This is a genomic window from Rhizobium gallicum bv. gallicum R602sp, assembly GCF_000816845.1.
GTDB classification, from domain to species: Bacteria; Pseudomonadota; Alphaproteobacteria; order Rhizobiales; family Rhizobiaceae; genus Rhizobium; species Rhizobium gallicum.
In genome coordinates, this window is the sequence record NZ_CP006880.1 from 1,055,864 (window position 1) to 1,070,903 (window position 15,040).

General features: G+C 60.1%; 16 protein-coding genes. 12 read left to right on the forward strand and 4 right to left on the reverse strand.

From position 1 onward, the window contains the following. Nucleotides 1–5 precede the first annotated feature (5 nt). From RGR602_RS28160 to RGR602_RS28175, 5 genes are all read left to right on the forward strand, one after another. Complete coding sequence (locus RGR602_RS28160; protein WP_040116538.1) at nt 6–935, forward strand: ABC transporter permease; 930 nt, start codon at nt 6–8, stop codon at nt 933–935. Continuing rightward, on the forward strand, nt 932–1,789 hold the full coding sequence (locus RGR602_RS28165) for an ABC transporter ATP-binding protein (RefSeq protein WP_040115339.1): 858 nt from the start codon (nt 932–934) through the stop codon (nt 1,787–1,789). Before RGR602_RS28160 ends, RGR602_RS28165 begins: the two co-directional genes overlap by 4 nt. After that, the gene (locus RGR602_RS28170) at nt 1,786–2,532 is read left to right on the forward strand and encodes an ABC transporter ATP-binding protein (RefSeq protein WP_040115340.1); all 747 of its coding nucleotides are present in this window, start codon (nt 1,786–1,788) and stop codon (nt 2,530–2,532) included. The genes RGR602_RS28165 and RGR602_RS28170 overlap by 4 nt, the downstream gene beginning before the upstream one ends. After that, a complete protein-coding gene (locus tag RGR602_RS37730) occupies nt 2,529–2,672 on the forward strand; it encodes a hypothetical protein (protein WP_170251021.1) in 144 nt (47 codons plus the stop codon). The genes RGR602_RS28170 and RGR602_RS37730 overlap by 4 nt, the downstream gene beginning before the upstream one ends. A gap of 121 nt (nt 2,673–2,793) precedes the next feature. Then, nucleotides 2,794–3,837, forward strand: coding sequence for an NAD(P)-dependent alcohol dehydrogenase (locus tag RGR602_RS28175; protein WP_040115341.1), 1,044 nt, complete (start codon nt 2,794–2,796; stop codon nt 3,835–3,837). 38 nt (nt 3,838–3,875) lie between these two features. Here the strand turns inward: RGR602_RS28175 and RGR602_RS28180 are convergent, their stop codons facing one another. The 3 genes from RGR602_RS28180 to RGR602_RS28190 all read right to left on the reverse strand — a co-directional run bounded on the left by RGR602_RS28180 (nt 3,876) and on the right by RGR602_RS28190 (nt 7,149). Further along, entirely contained in the window at nt 3,876–5,243 is a 1,368-nt protein-coding gene (locus RGR602_RS28180) for an FAD-containing oxidoreductase (RefSeq protein ID WP_040115342.1), read from the reverse strand. Beyond that, nucleotides 5,240–5,701, reverse strand: a complete 462-nt coding sequence (locus RGR602_RS28185) for a membrane protein (RefSeq protein WP_040115343.1) — start codon at nt 5,699–5,701, stop codon at nt 5,240–5,242. Before RGR602_RS28185 ends, RGR602_RS28180 begins: the two co-directional genes overlap by 4 nt. A 260-nt stretch (nt 5,702–5,961) precedes the next feature. Continuing rightward, a complete protein-coding gene (locus RGR602_RS28190) occupies nt 5,962–7,149 on the reverse strand; it encodes an acyl-CoA dehydrogenase (RefSeq protein WP_040115344.1) in 1,188 nt (395 codons plus the stop codon). 161 nt (nt 7,150–7,310) lie between these two features. On the opposite strand from RGR602_RS28190, the gene RGR602_RS28195 reads away from it, so the two are divergent. Next, nucleotides 7,311–7,649 carry a cupin domain-containing protein gene (locus RGR602_RS28195; protein ID WP_040115345.1) on the forward strand — a complete coding sequence of 113 codons (339 nt, stop codon included), beginning with the start codon at nt 7,311–7,313 and terminating at the stop codon, nt 7,647–7,649. On the opposite strand, the gene RGR602_RS28200 is transcribed toward RGR602_RS28195, so the two are convergent. Further along, complete coding sequence (locus tag RGR602_RS28200; protein WP_040115346.1) at nt 7,650–8,594, reverse strand: LysR family transcriptional regulator; 945 nt, start codon at nt 8,592–8,594, stop codon at nt 7,650–7,652. Nucleotides 8,595–8,846: 252 nt separating this feature from the next. On the opposite strand from RGR602_RS28200, the gene RGR602_RS28205 reads away from it, so the two are divergent. The 6 genes from RGR602_RS28205 to RGR602_RS28230 are packed head-to-tail and all read left to right on the forward strand — an operon-like array spanning nt 8,847 to nt 15,036. Further along, entirely contained in the window at nt 8,847–10,052 is a 1,206-nt protein-coding gene (locus RGR602_RS28205; protein ID WP_040115347.1) for an ABC transporter substrate-binding protein, read from the forward strand. A gap of 4 nt (nt 10,053–10,056) precedes the next feature. Further along, a complete protein-coding gene (locus RGR602_RS28210) occupies nt 10,057–10,839 on the forward strand; it encodes an ABC transporter ATP-binding protein (RefSeq protein WP_040115348.1) in 783 nt (260 codons plus the stop codon). Continuing rightward, a complete protein-coding gene (locus tag RGR602_RS28215; protein WP_040115349.1) occupies nt 10,839–11,540 on the forward strand; it encodes an ABC transporter ATP-binding protein in 702 nt (233 codons plus the stop codon). Before RGR602_RS28210 ends, RGR602_RS28215 begins: the two co-directional genes overlap by 1 nt. 4 nt (nt 11,541–11,544) lie before the next feature. After that, nucleotides 11,545–12,432 (forward strand): branched-chain amino acid ABC transporter permease, encoded by an 888-nt coding sequence (locus tag RGR602_RS28220; protein WP_040115350.1) that lies wholly within the window; start codon nt 11,545–11,547, stop codon nt 12,430–12,432. 1 nt (nt 12,433) lies between these two features. After that, a complete protein-coding gene (locus RGR602_RS28225; RefSeq protein WP_040115351.1) occupies nt 12,434–13,423 on the forward strand; it encodes a branched-chain amino acid ABC transporter permease in 990 nt (329 codons plus the stop codon). Between the two features lie 17 nt (nt 13,424–13,440). Beyond that, nucleotides 13,441–15,036, forward strand: coding sequence for a GMC family oxidoreductase (locus RGR602_RS28230; protein ID WP_040115352.1), 1,596 nt, complete (start codon nt 13,441–13,443; stop codon nt 15,034–15,036). Nucleotides 15,037–15,040: the final 4 nt, after the last annotated feature.

Here is a 15,040-nt window from a genome sequence, read left to right on the forward strand (position 1 = left end):
TGCCGATGACACTGTCCGCCGAACATGCAGATCACGCAAGCAGCCTTCGCAGATGGCTGCTTGCGCCCGAGCCACAGGGCCGGTTTCAGTCTTCAGCGCAGCAATTCCATCAGGGCTGGCTGAAGTTCCGCCTTCATCCCCTCGGTCTGGCGGGGCTCGCCATCATCGGCCTGCTGGTCCTGGTCGCGCTCGCTGCGCCATTGCTGACGCGTTACGATCCGATCGTCCAGGATATGGCAGGGCGGCTCGCACCCCCTTCGGCAGAACATTGGCTCGGCACCGACAATTTTGGCCGCGATGTCTTTTCAAGGGTAATCTACGGTGCGCGTACGACGCTTTACATCATCATGCTGGTTTCCGTCATCGTCGCTCCGATGGGTCTTCTGATCGGCACCTGTTCGGGTTATTTCGGTGGTATCGTCGATGAAGTCCTGATGCGCATCACCGACATCTTCCTTTCCTTTCCAGGCCTGGTGCTGGCGTTGGGATTTGCAGCGGCACTCGGTCCCGGCATCACCAACGCGATCATCGCAATTTCGTTGACGGCATGGCCGCCAATCGCCCGGCTTGCGCGCGCCGAGACGCTCAGTCTGCGCAAGGCCGATTTCATCGCTGCCGTGCGTCTTCAAGGGGCGACGCCAATGGCGATCATCACCCGCCACATCCTGCCGATGTGCATTCCCTCGGTGATCGTTCGCGTGACCCTGAATATGGCCGGCATCATCATCACGGCGGCAGGCCTCGGGTTCCTCGGTCTTGGCGCGCAGCCGCCTTGGCCGGAATGGGGAGCAATGGCCGCGACCGGACGTGAATTCATGCTCGACAGTCCATGGGTCATCGCAGCGCCCGGCATTGCCATCGCGCTGGTCAGCCTTGCGTTTAATCTTGTCGGCGATGCCCTTCGCGACGTTCTTGACCCGAGAGGTTCGGAATGACGTCTTCCCTCATCGACATCCGCAATCTCGAGATTGCCTTCGGCGGCGGAACCGTGCGCGCCGTGCGCGGCGTCAGCTTCTCGCTAGGACACGAAAAACTAGGCATCGTCGGCGAATCCGGGTCGGGCAAGTCGACCGTCGGGCGCGCCGTCATGAAGTTGCTGCCGCTAACGGCAGTCGTCCGCGCCGAGCGGATGACGTTTCGCGACGTGGATCTGCTCAAGGCTGACGAGCGTATGATGATGATGATAAGGGGACGGCGTATTGGACTGATCCTGCAGGATCCGAAATATTCTCTGAACCCTGTCATGCGGATCAGCGAGCAGATCGCCGAAACCTTTCGCTTTCACTATCCGAAGTCGACTGCAAAACAGGCTGACCGGAAAATGATCGAGATGCTTGAAGCGGTCCAGATCCGTGATGCCGAAAGGGTGGCTCGGCTCTATCCACACGAAATTTCAGGCGGCATGGGTCAGAGGGTCATGATCGCGATGATGCTGATTGCAGAACCAGAGGTTCTGATTGCCGACGAGCCGACGTCTGCCCTCGATGTGACGGTGCGGCTCGAAATCCTGGCACTGCTTGATGAACTCGTCGCCCGCCGCAACCTCGGGCTGATCTTCATCAGTCACGACCTGAACCTCGTCCGGAACTTCTGCGACCGCGTACTCATCATGTATGCCGGGCGGGTCGTCGAAGTTCTCAAGGCGTCTGATCTAGAGAATGCAAGGCATCCCTATACGCAAGGCCTGCTGGCATCCTTGCCGTCGATCGAAAATCCGCCCGCCCGACTGCCGGTATTGAAGCGCGATCCGGCCTGGTTCGATGACATCACTTTGGAGACGCCGCATTGATCGAAATTAACAATCTCACGATTCGTTTCGGTTCCGGTCAGAGGCCGGTCGTCAGGAACGTCAGCCTTCTCATCAAGAGGGGCACGGCATTCGGTCTGGTTGGTGAATCCGGCTGCGGAAAGTCCACGGTCCTGCGGGCAATATCCGGGCTCAACCCGAATTACGAAGGCCGGATCAAGGTGGATGGAGACACGTTGGATCGGCAGCGCGACCGGCAGTTCTTCCGGCGTGTGCAGATGGTTTTTCAGGACCCTTACGGTTCACTTCATCCCCGCAAGACAATCCGCTCGCAGCTTAAGGAGCCGCTCCGCAACCAGGGCCTTGCCACCAACTCGGTGGACGTGGATGCCCTGCTGCTGGCGGTTGGCCTCGATCCGTCGCTCACCTACCGCTTCCCGCACCAGCTCTCCGGAGGGCAGCGTCAGCGCGTGGCCATCGCCCGAGCCCTCGTGCTTAATCCGGCCGTGCTGTTGCTCGACGAACCGACGTCGGCGCTCGACGTATCGGTTCAAGCGGAAATTCTTAATCTGCTGGAAGATCTGCGCAAGGAGCGCGGTCTGACCTATCTGCTCGTCAGCCACGATCTGGCCGTCGTGTCCCACATGTGCGCTCGCGTCGCCATCATGGAGGCAGGCGAGATCGTCGAAGAGGTGGATATCGAACGGCTGCGAAAAGGAGCCGTCGAGCATGGCTATTCTCGGCACCTGCTGGATGCCAGCAGAAACTACGGAAGGACGCATTGACTGAGTTTTATTCGGGCGATGACACCGGATGGAGGAGGTCGGCGCGTTGGTGGCCAGGCTCGGCTACTTCGGGATTCTATCTCGGCCTGCTTGCCATCGGCACCAAGCTTGCGCAGTGGCCGGAGGCCGCGGCTGACTGAGCAATTCATCACATTGCGAGCAAAAGCCTCGCAATTCTGTTGAACTGCGGGCCTGGCGGGTCGTATAGTCGGTCAAACGTCCGGGTGAATCGGACGAACCATCAGGGAAGGAAACCGACATATGGCCAAAGTCCGCGCGCTGGTACTGGAGCGTCAGCATGAGCTTGCCCTTCGCGATATCGATCTATCGCTGGAAACCGGGCCGGGACAGGTGAAGATCAAGATCCATACCGTCGGCGTGTGCGGCTCGGACGTGCATTATTACACGCACGGCAGGATTGGGCCCTTTGTGGTCAGTGAGCCGATGGTGCTTGGGCACGAAGCGGCCGGTACAGTAGTCGCAGTCGGTGAAGGCGTGGCGCATCTGAAAGCCGGCGACCGCGTCTGCATGGAACCGGGCATCCCCGATCCGAACTCCAAGGCAAGCCGGCTTGGCATGTATAATGTCGATCCTGCCGTAACCTTCTGGGCGACGCCCCCGGTTCACGGCGTTCTGACACCGGAAGTGGTTCACCCCGCCAACTATACCTACAAGCTGCCGGACAATGTTAGCTTTGCGGAAGGCGCGATGGTTGAACCATTTGCGGTCGGCATGCAGGCCGCGGCCAAAGCAAAGATCGCACCCGGCGACACGGCCGTCGTCCTCGGCGCCGGCCCGATCGGCACGATGGTGGCGATTGCCGCGCTTGCTGGGGGCTGTGCCCGGGCGATTGTTGCCGATCTCGCCCAGCCGAAGCTCGATATCGCCGCGCAGTATCAGGGCGTCATTCCGGTCAACGTTCGCGAGAATAATCTCACCGAAGAGGTGAGCCGGCTGACCGCCGGCTGGGGCGCAGACGTGATCTTCGAGTGCTCCGGGTCGCCAAAGGCCTGGGAAACGATCATGGATCTGGCGCGCCCCGGAGGGGTCATCGTTGCCGTCGGCCTGCCGGTGAGTCCTGTCGGCTTCGACGTTTCTACGGCTTCGACCAAGGAAATCCGCATCGAAACGGTCTTCCGCTACGCGCACCAGTACGAGCGCTCGATCGCACTCCTCAGCTCCGGCCGCGTCGACCTCAAACCGCTGATTTCGGGGGTTTTTCAGTTCGAGGACTCGATCAAGGCTTTCGATCGCGCCGTCGAAGCGCGGCCGACGGATGTCAAGCTGCAGATCGTGATGGAATAAGGACCTCTCAACGTCTTTCCGGCGCAGAGAGGTAATTTTCAAATCGCCTTCAAATCTCCCAGCACCGTCGGGATCAGTTCCGAGACGGTCGGATGGATCGGCACCGACCATTGCAGGGCAGGGTAGGTCGTTCCGGCATTCATGGCATCGATGATGCCGTGGATTGCCTCGTCGCCTTCGATGCCAAGGATTGCGGCACCGAGGATTCGCTTTGTTTCGGCCTCAGCGACGATCTTCATGAAACCCATGGTCTCGCCTCGCTCGTTGGCACGACCGACGCGGCTCATCGGGCGGGACGAGACCATGATCTTTTTGCCGGAAGCGCGCGCTTCCTTTTCCGTCATGCCGACGCGGCCAAGCGGCGGATCGATATAAAGTGCATAGGCGGGAATGCGGCTGCTCACCTTGCGATCGCCACCATCAATCAGGTTAGCCGCGGCGATCTCGAAATCATTATAGGACGTATGCGTAAAGGCTCCGCGGCCGTTGCAGTCGCCGAGCGCGAAGATGCCCTCGACATTGGTCATCAGCCTGTCGTCCACCGTGATGTAGCCGCGCTTGTCCGTCAGAACGCCGGCGGCATCGAGGCCGAGATCGTCGGTGTTCGGCCTGCGGCCGGTTGCAATCAGCACATGGCTTGCCTCGACCGCCGGCTTGCCGGCGCCGGTGCTGACGGCAACCGCATCGCCATTCTTTACGAATGCGATACGATCTGCCTGAGTGTGAACCGCAATACCTTCCGCGCCGAGAACCTGCGCGATTGCGTCGGAGATATCCTCGTCTTCGCGGGAGGCAAGTCTCGGCCCGCGTTCGATGATGGTGACTTCGGCGCCGAAGCGACGGTACATCTGCGCGAATTCGAGACCGATATAGCTGCCGCCGATAACGGCGAGGTGGCGTGGCAGCGTGTCGAGGTGGATGATCGACGTGCTTGTGAGATAGTCGATGTCTTCGATACCGGGAAAATCCGGAATGACCGGGCGGGCACCGACATTCAGAAAGATTTGCGGCGCCGACAGCATCTTGCCATTGACGATGACTGTCTTCGGACCGGTAAATCTGGCCTGGCCGTAGATCACGTCCATTGTTTCCATGTTGGCAAGCCAACTGATCAGGCCGTTGCGGGCGTTCATGGTAACGGTTTCGGCGCGCTGGCGCACGATCATCATGTCGATCTCGATGTTGCCAGTGATCTTCACGCCGTAGTCGCCGCCGCGGCGCGCGACATGGGCGGCCCGGGCACTGGCGACCAGCGTCTTCGTCGGCATGCAGCCGGCATTGACGCAAGTACCGCCGAGATATTTTCGCTCGATCAGCGCTACGTTCATGCCCTTCTCGGACATGCGGGCGGCGAGGAAGGGGCCGGACTGACCGGCCCCGATAAAGATCGCGTCGTAACTTTTCATGGCACGGCCACCACAATCAACAGCGCGCCGCCGATGGCGACGGCATCCTCGATAAGTGCCGCCGGCAAATCCTTGCCGAAAGCCTTCGCAAGCTTGCCACGGATAAAGGCACCGCCGAGCGTTCCGACAACGGCACCGAGGATGCCCGCGATAAGCCCGGCTGTCAGAAAACCACCCGAAGCGCCGATCGTGGCCCCTGCCAATGCGCCCATGATGATACGGGCGCCGAACTGCATCGGCACCTTGCGGCTTGGCGTTGTCGGCAATTGGTCGGTGATCATTTCGACGGCGGCAAGCACCGTGAAAATCCACGGCGTCCATCGGTAGCCCATAAAGGCGAGAGACGTCTGAGAAACGTTGAAGGCGCCAAGTGCGGCGCCCCAGGCAACGGCGGCGGGCGCAGTCATGGCCCTTAGGCCGGCAATAATTCCGATCAAAAATGCAAGGAATAGAAGCATACGAGAAACCCCTTCCCCTATTGGCGCTCTATCGGCGACGGCAGCGTTGCACAATCTCCAAACGGTTGCAATTCACGCCCCATGGCCCATTTCCGAAATGCGGAGAGAAGCTTAGAATGGATAAGGATCTTGCATTTCCGATCGCGATCGGCATCACCTTAGGGGTAGGGCTCGGTCACCTACGGCAACGTTGCGCGCGGCATCGTGGTAGGTGTTGTTGTTTCGGTTGCCTATACGCTCTGGCGCCGCCGGGCGGGACGCTAGTTCGCGAAGGCCTGAATTCCCGTGATGGCGCGGCCGAGGATGAGGGCGTGGATGTCATGCGTACCCTCGTAGGTATTGACGACCTCAAGATTGACGAGGTGGCGGGCGACGCCGAACTCGTCGGAGATGCCATTGCCGCCGAGCATATCGCGGGCAGTGCGCGCAATGTCGAGTGCCTTGCCGCAGGAGTTGCGTTTGAGGATTGAAGTGAGTTCCACCGGCGGGTGACCCTCTTCCTTCATGCGGCCGAGCCTCAGGCAACCCTGCAGGCCGAGCGTGATCTCGGTCGCCATATCGGCAAGCTTTTTCTGGATCAATTGATTGGCGGCAAGCGGCCGGTTGAACTGCTTGCGATCGAGGGTGTATTGCCGGGCTGTTGCATAGCAGGCTTCGGCCGCGCCGAGCGCGCCCCAGGCAATGCCGAAACGGGCGGAATTCAGGCAGGTGAACGGACCCTTCAGACCGGTCACATCGGGCAGCATGTTTTCCTCCGGCACGAAAACGTTGTCGATCACGATCTCACCGGTGATCGAGGCGCGCAGACCCACCTTGCCGTGAATGGCTGGCGTGGAAAGGCCCTTCCAGCCCTTTTCCAGAATAAAGCCGCGGATCACCCCGTCCTCCGTCTTGGCCCAGACAATGAAGACATCGGCGATCGGCGCATTGGTGATCCAAGTCTTGGACCCGGTGAGGTTATAGCCGCCATCGGCTGTTTTGGCGCGCGTCGCCATCGAGCCCGGATCGGAGCCGTGGTTCGGTTCGGTGAGCCCAAAGCAGCCGATCCATTCGCCGCTTGCAAGTTTGGGCAGATATTTCTGTTTCTGCGCATCCGAGCCGAAGGCCTCGATCGGCACCATGACGAGGGACGACTGCACGCTCATCATTGAGCGGTAGCCGCTATCGACGCGCTCGACTTCGCGGGCAATCAGGCCGTAGGCGACATAACCCAAGCCTGCTCCGCCGTATTCCGGCGCGATCGTCGGACCGAGCAGGCCGAGTTCGCCCATTTCGCGGAAGATCGTCGGATCGGTCTTTTCATTGCGGAAGGCATCGAGCACCCGGGGAGCGAGCTTTTCCTGCGCATAAGCGTGTGCCGTGTCCTGCACCATGCGCTCCTCGTCGGTCAGCTGTTCTGCCAGCCGGAAGGGATCGGCCCAGTCGAAGGTTTCGCGGGTGTGCTGCATGACGGCGTCTCCTCACCTTTTTTCAGGCAAGCCTGATCAAGCCCGCCATAAACCCGGGCAGCTTCGGCGTCAATTGGAAGGAATATACGGATGCGCCCTTTTCAAACAGACTTCAATGTTCCAACTTGCCGCCCGATGGGAATCGAAGTGAGGAGGCGAACATGACATCGAGCGCTCTTTTCGTGCATGCCGAAGGCGCTGACTGGATCAGTCCGGAGCCGGGCGTCACGCGCCGGATCATGGTCTACCTGCCCGAGATGATGATGGTCGAAGTCGCCTTCGAAAAGGATGCAGTCGGTGCTGCGCATTCGCACCCGCACATCCAGGCGAGCTATATTGCCGAAGGCAGCTTTGCGGTCACCATCGACGGGAAGACCGAGGTGCTGAAAAAAGGCGGCAGCTTCATTGTGCCGCCGGACCTCGTTCACGGCGTCAAGGCATTGGAGAAGGGACGGCTGATTGACACCTTCACACCGCACCGCGCGGAATTCCTGAAATAGTCATCCGGGCTTTCGGCCGGAATGGATTGCAGCCGCAAATGGCGGGATGAAACGGGCGTCTTCGTCTTTCACGGCCTCGCGCAGAAAGTCGATGACGGCGCGCACGCGTGGTGCTTGTCTCATATCCTGATGGCAAGTAACCCAGTAGTTGCGGCAGAGGTCCACCTCATCGGGCAGGACGCGCACAAGCTCCGGATAAAGGCTTGCGAAGAAGTAGGGGAGCACGCAAAGCCCCAGGCCGTTTCGCGTCGCCGTCAGCTGCGCAAAGATGCTGGAACTTTGGAACTGGGGCTTGATGCGCGGATGCACGTCGCCGAGATAATCAAGCCCCGGCGCGAAGATCATCTCCTCGATATAGCTGATGAAGGGATGGTTCAGCAGATCGTCGCGGCAGGTGACCGGCGGGCTCTTGGCAAGATAATCGCGCGAGCCGTAAACCTGCAGATGGTAGTCGGTCAGCTTCTCGGAAAAATACGGTCCTCCCTTCGGTTCGTCCAAGACGACGGTAATGTCCGCCTCCTTGCGCGACAGTGACATGATCTGCTGGATCGTCACAAGCTCAAGCGACAGATGCGGATGATGTGCTGCGAATTTCGGCAGCACGCTCGCAAAGAAGAAATTCGCAAAACCCTCCGGCGCACTCAACCGCACGACGCCGCGCTGCGTCATCGAGCCTGCGGCAAGATCGGCTCGCAGGCGTTCGGTCTCATGTTCCATTTTTTCGGCGGTGTCTACGAAACGCGTGCCCATCGCCGTCAGCACGTAGCCGCGCGCGTTGCGCTCGAAGAGTTTGACCTTCAGGGCAAATTCAAGCCGGTCGATGCGCCGCGAGACGGTGGCATGGCTGCTGCGCAGCTGCCTTGCAGCCGTCGATAGCTGGCCGGTGCGCGCCACGGCTAGAAAAAACTGAAGATCGTCCCAAGTAAATTGCGGAGGATTGCTCATGCAGCGTCGCGCGTCCATCTGCGTCTTTGGTCTAATCGCCGATCGCTGCCCAAGAAATGGAAAGCGCCCTAAGTGCCGGTTTCAACCTTCTGTTCAGAAACGAACAGATACTGTTTGTAATTAACTGCAAACCACCGGTTGCCTCAAGGCAGATTTTCCTTGATCGTAGGCGAAGCGTCGGCTGGCTTGAGGAGAGCGGCTGGCCAATTTTGAACAGACGCGCGATCTAACCATCTCTGGGAGGAGAGACATATGCGAAAGAATTTCATTGCGTCCGTGGCATTCCTGCTTGCCAGCGGCACCGCCGTACTCGCCGATGGTGCTTCCGACGGCAAGGTGAAGATCGGCATCCTGAACGACCAATCCGGCGTCTATGCCGATTTCGGCGGTAAATCGTCCGTTGAAGCCGCCCAGATGGCGGTCGAAGATTTCGGCGGCAAAGTGCTCGACGCTCCAGTCGAGATCGTCGACGCCGACCATCAGAACAAGCCGGACATCGCATCGAACATCGCCCGGCAGTGGTACGACACCGAGCAGGTCGACGCTATCATGGAACTGACGACGTCGTCGGTTGCGCTCGCTGTCCAGGCAATTGGCAAAGAGAAGAAGAAGATCGACATCGTCACGGGTGCGGCAACAACGGATCTGACGGGCAAGGCCTGTTCGCCCTACGGCTTCCACTGGGCTTATGACACGCATGCCCTTGCTGTCGGCACCGGTGGCGCACTTGTGAAGCAGGGTGGCGACAGCTGGTTCTTCCTGACGGCCGACTATGCCTTTGGCTATTCTCTGGAACAGCAGACGAGTGATTTCGTAAAGGCCAATGGAGGCAATGTCGTCGGCTCCGTCCGGCATCCGCTCGCCAGCCAGGATTTTTCGTCTTTCCTGCTGCAGGCCCAGTCCTCCGGCGCCAAGGTCGTCGGTCTTGCCAATGCAGGCCTCGATACGTCGAACGCAATCAAGCAGGCGGCCGAGTTCGGTATCACGCAGGGTGGCCAGCGTCTCGCGGCACTGCTTTTCACGCTCGCTGACGTCCATGGCCTCGGTCTCGAAGCCGCTCAAGGCTTGACGCTCACCGAAGGTTATTACTGGAACCGTGACGACGAGAGCCGCGCTTTCGGAAAGAAATTCTTCGATCGCACCGGCAAGATGCCGAACATGATCCACGCCGGGACCTATTCCGCCGTGCTTCAGTATCTGAAGGCAATCCAGAAGGCCGGAACGGACGAAACGGAAGCCGTTGCCAAGCAACTGCATGAAATGCCGGTGGACGACGTTTTTGGCCGCGGTGGAACCGTTGGCCCGAACGGCCGCATGATCCATGACATGTATCTCTTGCAGGTAAAAAAGCCGGACGAGAGCAAGGAGGCCTGGGACTACTTCAACGTTCTCGCCACCATCCCCGGCAAGGACGCCTATATCGATCCCGCCAAGAGCGGCTGCGATCTGGTGAAATAAGCCCATGGCGGTTCCCGCAACAGAGACGAATCCAACGCCGCGGGTGGTACTCTCCGCCCGCGGCCTTCGCCGGGATTTCGGCGGCTTCACGGCCGTCAAGAATGTCGATCTCGATGTACACGATGCAAGCGTCCATGCCCTTATCGGACCGAATGGCGCGGGCAAGACGACGGTTTTCAACCTGCTGACCAAGTTCCTGCAGCCTACTCACGGCACGATCACGCTGATGGGTACGGATATCACCAGCACACCGCCGGACAAGGTGGCGCGCATGGGGCTGGTGCGTTCCTTCCAGATTTCGGCGGTCTTCCCGCACCTGTCGGTGCTCGACAATGTGCGCGTCGCCCTGCAGCGACCGAACAATCTCTCCACCCAGTTCTGGCGGCCGGTGTCTGCGCTGGATTGCCTGAACGACCGCGCCGAACAGTTGCTGGCAAGTGTCGGCCTTTCCAAGGAACGCGACCATATCGCTGCGGATCTTTCCTATGGCCGCAAGCGCGTACTGGAGATCGCCACGACGCTTGCGCTCGATCCGAAGGTTCTGCTTCTCGACGAGCCGATGGCCGGCATGGGGCAGGAGGACGTCAGCGTCGTTTCCGCCATCATCCGCGAGGTTGCCCGCGTCCGGGCGGTGCTGATGGTCGAGCACAATCTCTCCGTCGTCGCCAATATCTGCCAGCAGGTGACCGTACTTCAGCGTGGCGAGATCCTCGCAGAGGGCGACTACGCCTCCGTCAGCCAGGATCCGCGCGTCCGTGAGGCTTATATGGGCACGGAGGAAGGTTGATGGTTGCTCTGCTGGAAGTTCAGGGCCTCAATGCCTGGTACGGCGAAAGCCACATCCTGCACGGCGTCGACATGCGCGTTGGCGAAGGTGAAACGATTACTATCCTCGGCCGCAACGGCGTCGGCAAGACAACGACGCTTCGCACGATCACCGGCATCGTTCGGGCCCGCAAGGGCAAGATCAGCTTTGACGGAGCGGATATGATGCAGGTGCCGCTGCACAAGACCGCACACAAGGGCATCGGCTTCGTGCCCGAGGAGCGCGGCATCTTTTCGACACTGAGCGTGTCGGAAAACCTGATCTTGCCGCCGGTCGTTGCCGAAGGCGGCATGAGCCTCGACGAGATCTACGAACTTTTTCCGAACCTCTACGAGCGCCGCGCGAGCGCCGGGACCAAGCTTTCCGGTGGCGAGCAGCAGATGTTGGCGATCGCTCGTGTCTTGCGCACCGGTGTCAAGATGCTGCTGCTCGACGAGCCGACGGAAGGTCTTGCGCCCGTCATCGTCCAACGTATCGGTGAGGTTCTGAGGAAGCTGAAGGAGCGCGGCATGACGATACTCCTCGTCGAACAGAATTTCCGCTTTGCAAGCCGCATTGCAGACCGCTTCTATCTGATGGACCATGGCCAGATGGTGTCCGAGTTCCCGGTCGGCGAATTGCCTGAGCGGATGGATACGCTGCACAGGGTGCTGGGAGTCTGATTCCATGACGATGATATTCGGCATTCCCGTTCAGGCACTACTCGGCCAGTTGCTGATCGGCCTCATCAACGGCTCTTTCTACGCGCTTTTGAGCCTTGGCCTGGCCATCATATTCGGCCTGTTGCGCGTCATCAATTTTGCGCATGGCGCGCAATATATGCTCGGCGCCTTCGTTGCCTATCTGATGCTCGCCTACGGCGGCATCGGCTACTGGCCCGCGCTTGTTCTTGCCCCGCTTGCAGTCGGCCTTGTCGGCGCCGTCGTGGAACGGCTCTTCTTGCGGCGGCTCTATGATCTCGATCCACTCTACGGATTGCTCTTCACGTTCGGCATGGCGCTCGCGATCGAAGGGACCTTTCGCTATTTATACGGATCTTCCGGCCAGCCCTATGCCACGCCGTCAGCCCTTGCCGGTGGTACCAACCTCGGCTTCATGTTCCTGCCGATCTATCGCGGCTGGGTGGTCGTCATGTCGCTGGTGGTCTGCATCGGCACCTGGCTTCTTATCGAGAAGACCAAGCTCGGAGCCTATCTTCGGGCGGCGACGGAAAATGCCGTGCTTGTGCAGGTCTTCGGTGTCAACGTGCCGGTTCTTTTGACTCTGACCTATGCGTTGGGTGCCGGTCTTGCAGCCTTTGCCGGCGTACTGGCTGCTCCTATCTACCAGGTCTCGCCGTTGATGGGCTCCAACATCATTATTGTCGTCTTCGCCGTTGTCGTGGTTGGCGGCATGGGTTCGATCATGGGGGCGATCGTCACCGGTTACGTTCTGGGCGTTGCGGAGGGGCTAACCAAGGTTTTTTATCCGGAAGCGTCGAACATCGTGATCTTCGTGATCATGGCGATCGTGCTTCTCGTCAGGCCCGCGGGCCTCTTCGGCCGGGATGCGTAAGATGACGGACATCACCGAAACCATTCGTGCAGAAAAGAGCCGCACCGCACTGTCGGTACAGGCCGGCTTCCTCATCATCGGCCTTTTGCTCCTGCTGCTCGCGCCGTTTTTCTTCTACCCGATCTTCCTGATGAAGCTGCTATGCTTTGCGCTCTTTGCCTGCGCGTTCAACCTGCTGCTCGGCTATACTGGGCTGCTTTCCTTCGGGCATGCGACCTTCTTTGGCGGGGCCGCCTATTTCACTGCCTACACCGTCAAGGCATGGGGGGTTCCGCCGGAACTCGGCATCCTGATCGGCGTTGCGGGTGCTGCACTCCTCGGCCTCGTCATGGGCTATCTCGCCATTCGCCGTCAGGGCATCTATTTCGCGATGATCACGCTTGCGCTTTCGCAGATGTTTTTCTTCTTCTGCCTGCAGGCGGAATTCACCGAAGGTGAGGACGGCATCCAGTCCGTTCCTAGGGGGCATCTCTTCGGCCTCATCGATTTGAATAATTCGACCAGCATGTACTACTTCGTCTTGGCGGTCTTCGTCATCGGCATGCTTTTGATCTGGCGTTTCATCCATTCGCCCTTCGGCATGATCCTGAAATCGATCCGGGAAAACGAGAACCGAGCGATCTCGCTCGGCTATTCGGTGGCGCGTTACAAGCTCGGCGCCTTCGTGATGTCGGCCGCCCTGGCCGGGCTGGCGGGAGCCTTGAAGTCGCTCGTCTTCCAGTTCGCAACGCTGACGGACGTCGCCTGGCAGATGTCGGGCGAGGTGATCTTGATGACGCTTCTCGGCGGCATCGGTACGCTGATTGGTCCGATCTTCGGGGCGGGGCTTGTCGTGACGCTGCAGAACTATCTCGCGACATCGGAATTCCCCGTTACGATCATCACCGGCGTCGTTTTCATGATCTGCGTGCTGATCTTCCGTCGCGGGATCGTCGGAGAATTCTACGCCTCGTGGATCGGCCGGAAACTGGGCTTCGTGTATCGCCGTTGAGCGGCCGGTGACATCAGATGGATCGCTACGACTATATCATCATCGGCGCTGGCAGTGCGGGCTGTGTGCTGGCGAACCGCCTGTCCGAAGACCGCAATAACCGCGTGCTGCTGCTGGAAGCCGGCGGCAGCGACAACTACCACTGGATACACATACCGGTCGGCTATCTCTACTGCATCAACAATCCGCGCACCGACTGGTGCTATACCACCGCGCCCGAGGAAGGGCTGAACGGCAGGGCTCTGGGCTACCCTCGCGGCAAGGTGCTCGGTGGCTGCTCTTCGATCAACGGCATGATCTACATGCGCGGCCAGGCGCGCGACTACGACCTTTGGCGGCAGATGGGATGCAGCGGCTGGAGCTGGAGCGATGTTGTGCCCTTCTTCCGCAGATCGGAGGATCATTACCGCGGCGCGGACGAGATGCATGGTGCGGGTGGCGAATGGCGCGTGGAAAAAGCGCGGGTGCGCTGGGCCGTGCTCGACGCCTTCCAGCAGGCGGCACGGGAAGCCGGCATTCCGATTACGGAGGATTTCAACCGCGGCAGCAACGAAGGCTCCGGCTATTTCGACGTCAACCAGCGCTCCGGTATTCGCTGGAACACCGCAAAGGCCTTCCTCCGGCCGGCTATGAAGCGCACCAATCTGACTGTTCTGATGAAGGCGCAGGTGCGGCGGCTGCTGGTGGAGGAGGGTGCCATTTCCGGCGTCGTGTTCCAGCACGACGGCGCGGCAAAGCGCGCTTATGCGGCCAAAGAGACGGTCCTTTCTGCCGGTTCCATCGGCTCGCCGCATATCCTGGAACTCTCCGGTATCGGTCGCGGCGATGTGCTGAACAATGCCGGCGTCGACGTCGTTACCGAGGTCAAGGGCGTCGGGGAGAACCTGCAGGACCATCTGCAGCTTCGCCTCGCTTATAAGGTCACCGGCGTGCCGACGCTGAACGAGAAGGCGACAAAGTTGATCGGCAAGGCGGCGATCGGGCTCGAATATCTGATCCGCCGTTCCGGGCCGATGGCTATGGCACCGAGCCAGCTTGGCATCTTCACGCGCTCGGGGCCAGACAAGGAAACACCCGACCTGCAGTATCACGTACAGCCGGTCTCGCTCGACAAGTTCGGCGATCCAGTGCACGCCTTTCCGGCAATCACCGCAAGCGTCTGCAATCTGCGGCCGGAAAGCCGCGGCTCCGTGCATCTTGCGAGCCCGGATTTTGCCACGCAGCCGACGATTTCTCCGAAATACCTCTCGACGGAGCGTGATCGCGACATAGCTGTTCGATCGATAAGGCTGACGCGGCGGATCGTTTCACAGCCGTCCTTTGCGCGCTTTCAGCCGGAGGAGTTCAGGCCCGGTCCGTCCTATCAGACGGAGGCCGATCTGGAGCGGGCGGCGGGAGACATCGGCACGACAATCTTCCATCCGGTCGGAACCTGCCGGATGGGCGCAGACAAAGACAGCGTCGTTGATCCGCGGCTGAAGTTGCGCGCGCTTGCCAAGCTCAGGATCGCGGATGCCTCCATTATGCCGTCGATTACCTCAGGCAATACGAATTCGCCAACGATCATGATCGCCGAAAAGGCGGCCGCGATGATCCTCGAAGATAACAGGTAGGAGG

Bases quoted from the DNA above. Each gene is read 5' to 3' on its own strand.
- RGR602_RS28210 (WP_040115348.1), top strand. From the start codon at position 10,057: ATGGCGGTTCCCGCAACAGAGACGAATCCAACGCCGCGGGTGGTACTC.
- RGR602_RS28185 (WP_040115343.1), bottom strand. From the start codon at position 5,701: ATGCTTCTATTCCTTGCATTTTTGATCGGAATTATTGCCGGCCTAAGG.
- RGR602_RS28230 (WP_040115352.1), top strand. From the start codon at position 13,441: ATGGATCGCTACGACTATATCATCATCGGCGCTGGCAGTGCGGGCTGT.
- RGR602_RS28200 (WP_040115346.1), bottom strand. From the start codon at position 8,594: ATGAGCAATCCTCCGCAATTTACTTGGGACGATCTTCAGTTTTTTCTA.
- RGR602_RS28165 (WP_040115339.1), top strand. From the start codon at position 932: ATGACGTCTTCCCTCATCGACATCCGCAATCTCGAGATTGCCTTCGGC.
- RGR602_RS28195 (WP_040115345.1), top strand. From the start codon at position 7,311: ATGACATCGAGCGCTCTTTTCGTGCATGCCGAAGGCGCTGACTGGATC.
- RGR602_RS28160 (WP_040116538.1), top strand. From the start codon at position 6: ATGACACTGTCCGCCGAACATGCAGATCACGCAAGCAGCCTTCGCAGA.
- RGR602_RS28205 (WP_040115347.1), top strand. From the start codon at position 8,847: ATGCGAAAGAATTTCATTGCGTCCGTGGCATTCCTGCTTGCCAGCGGC.
- RGR602_RS28225 (WP_040115351.1), top strand. From the start codon at position 12,434: ATGACGGACATCACCGAAACCATTCGTGCAGAAAAGAGCCGCACCGCA.
- RGR602_RS28215 (WP_040115349.1), top strand. From the start codon at position 10,839: ATGGTTGCTCTGCTGGAAGTTCAGGGCCTCAATGCCTGGTACGGCGAA.
- RGR602_RS28180 (WP_040115342.1), bottom strand. From the start codon at position 5,243: ATGAAAAGTTACGACGCGATCTTTATCGGGGCCGGTCAGTCCGGCCCC.
- RGR602_RS28190 (WP_040115344.1), bottom strand. From the start codon at position 7,149: ATGCAGCACACCCGCGAAACCTTCGACTGGGCCGATCCCTTCCGGCTG.
- RGR602_RS28175 (WP_040115341.1), top strand. From the start codon at position 2,794: ATGGCCAAAGTCCGCGCGCTGGTACTGGAGCGTCAGCATGAGCTTGCC.
- RGR602_RS28220 (WP_040115350.1), top strand. From the start codon at position 11,545: ATGACGATGATATTCGGCATTCCCGTTCAGGCACTACTCGGCCAGTTG.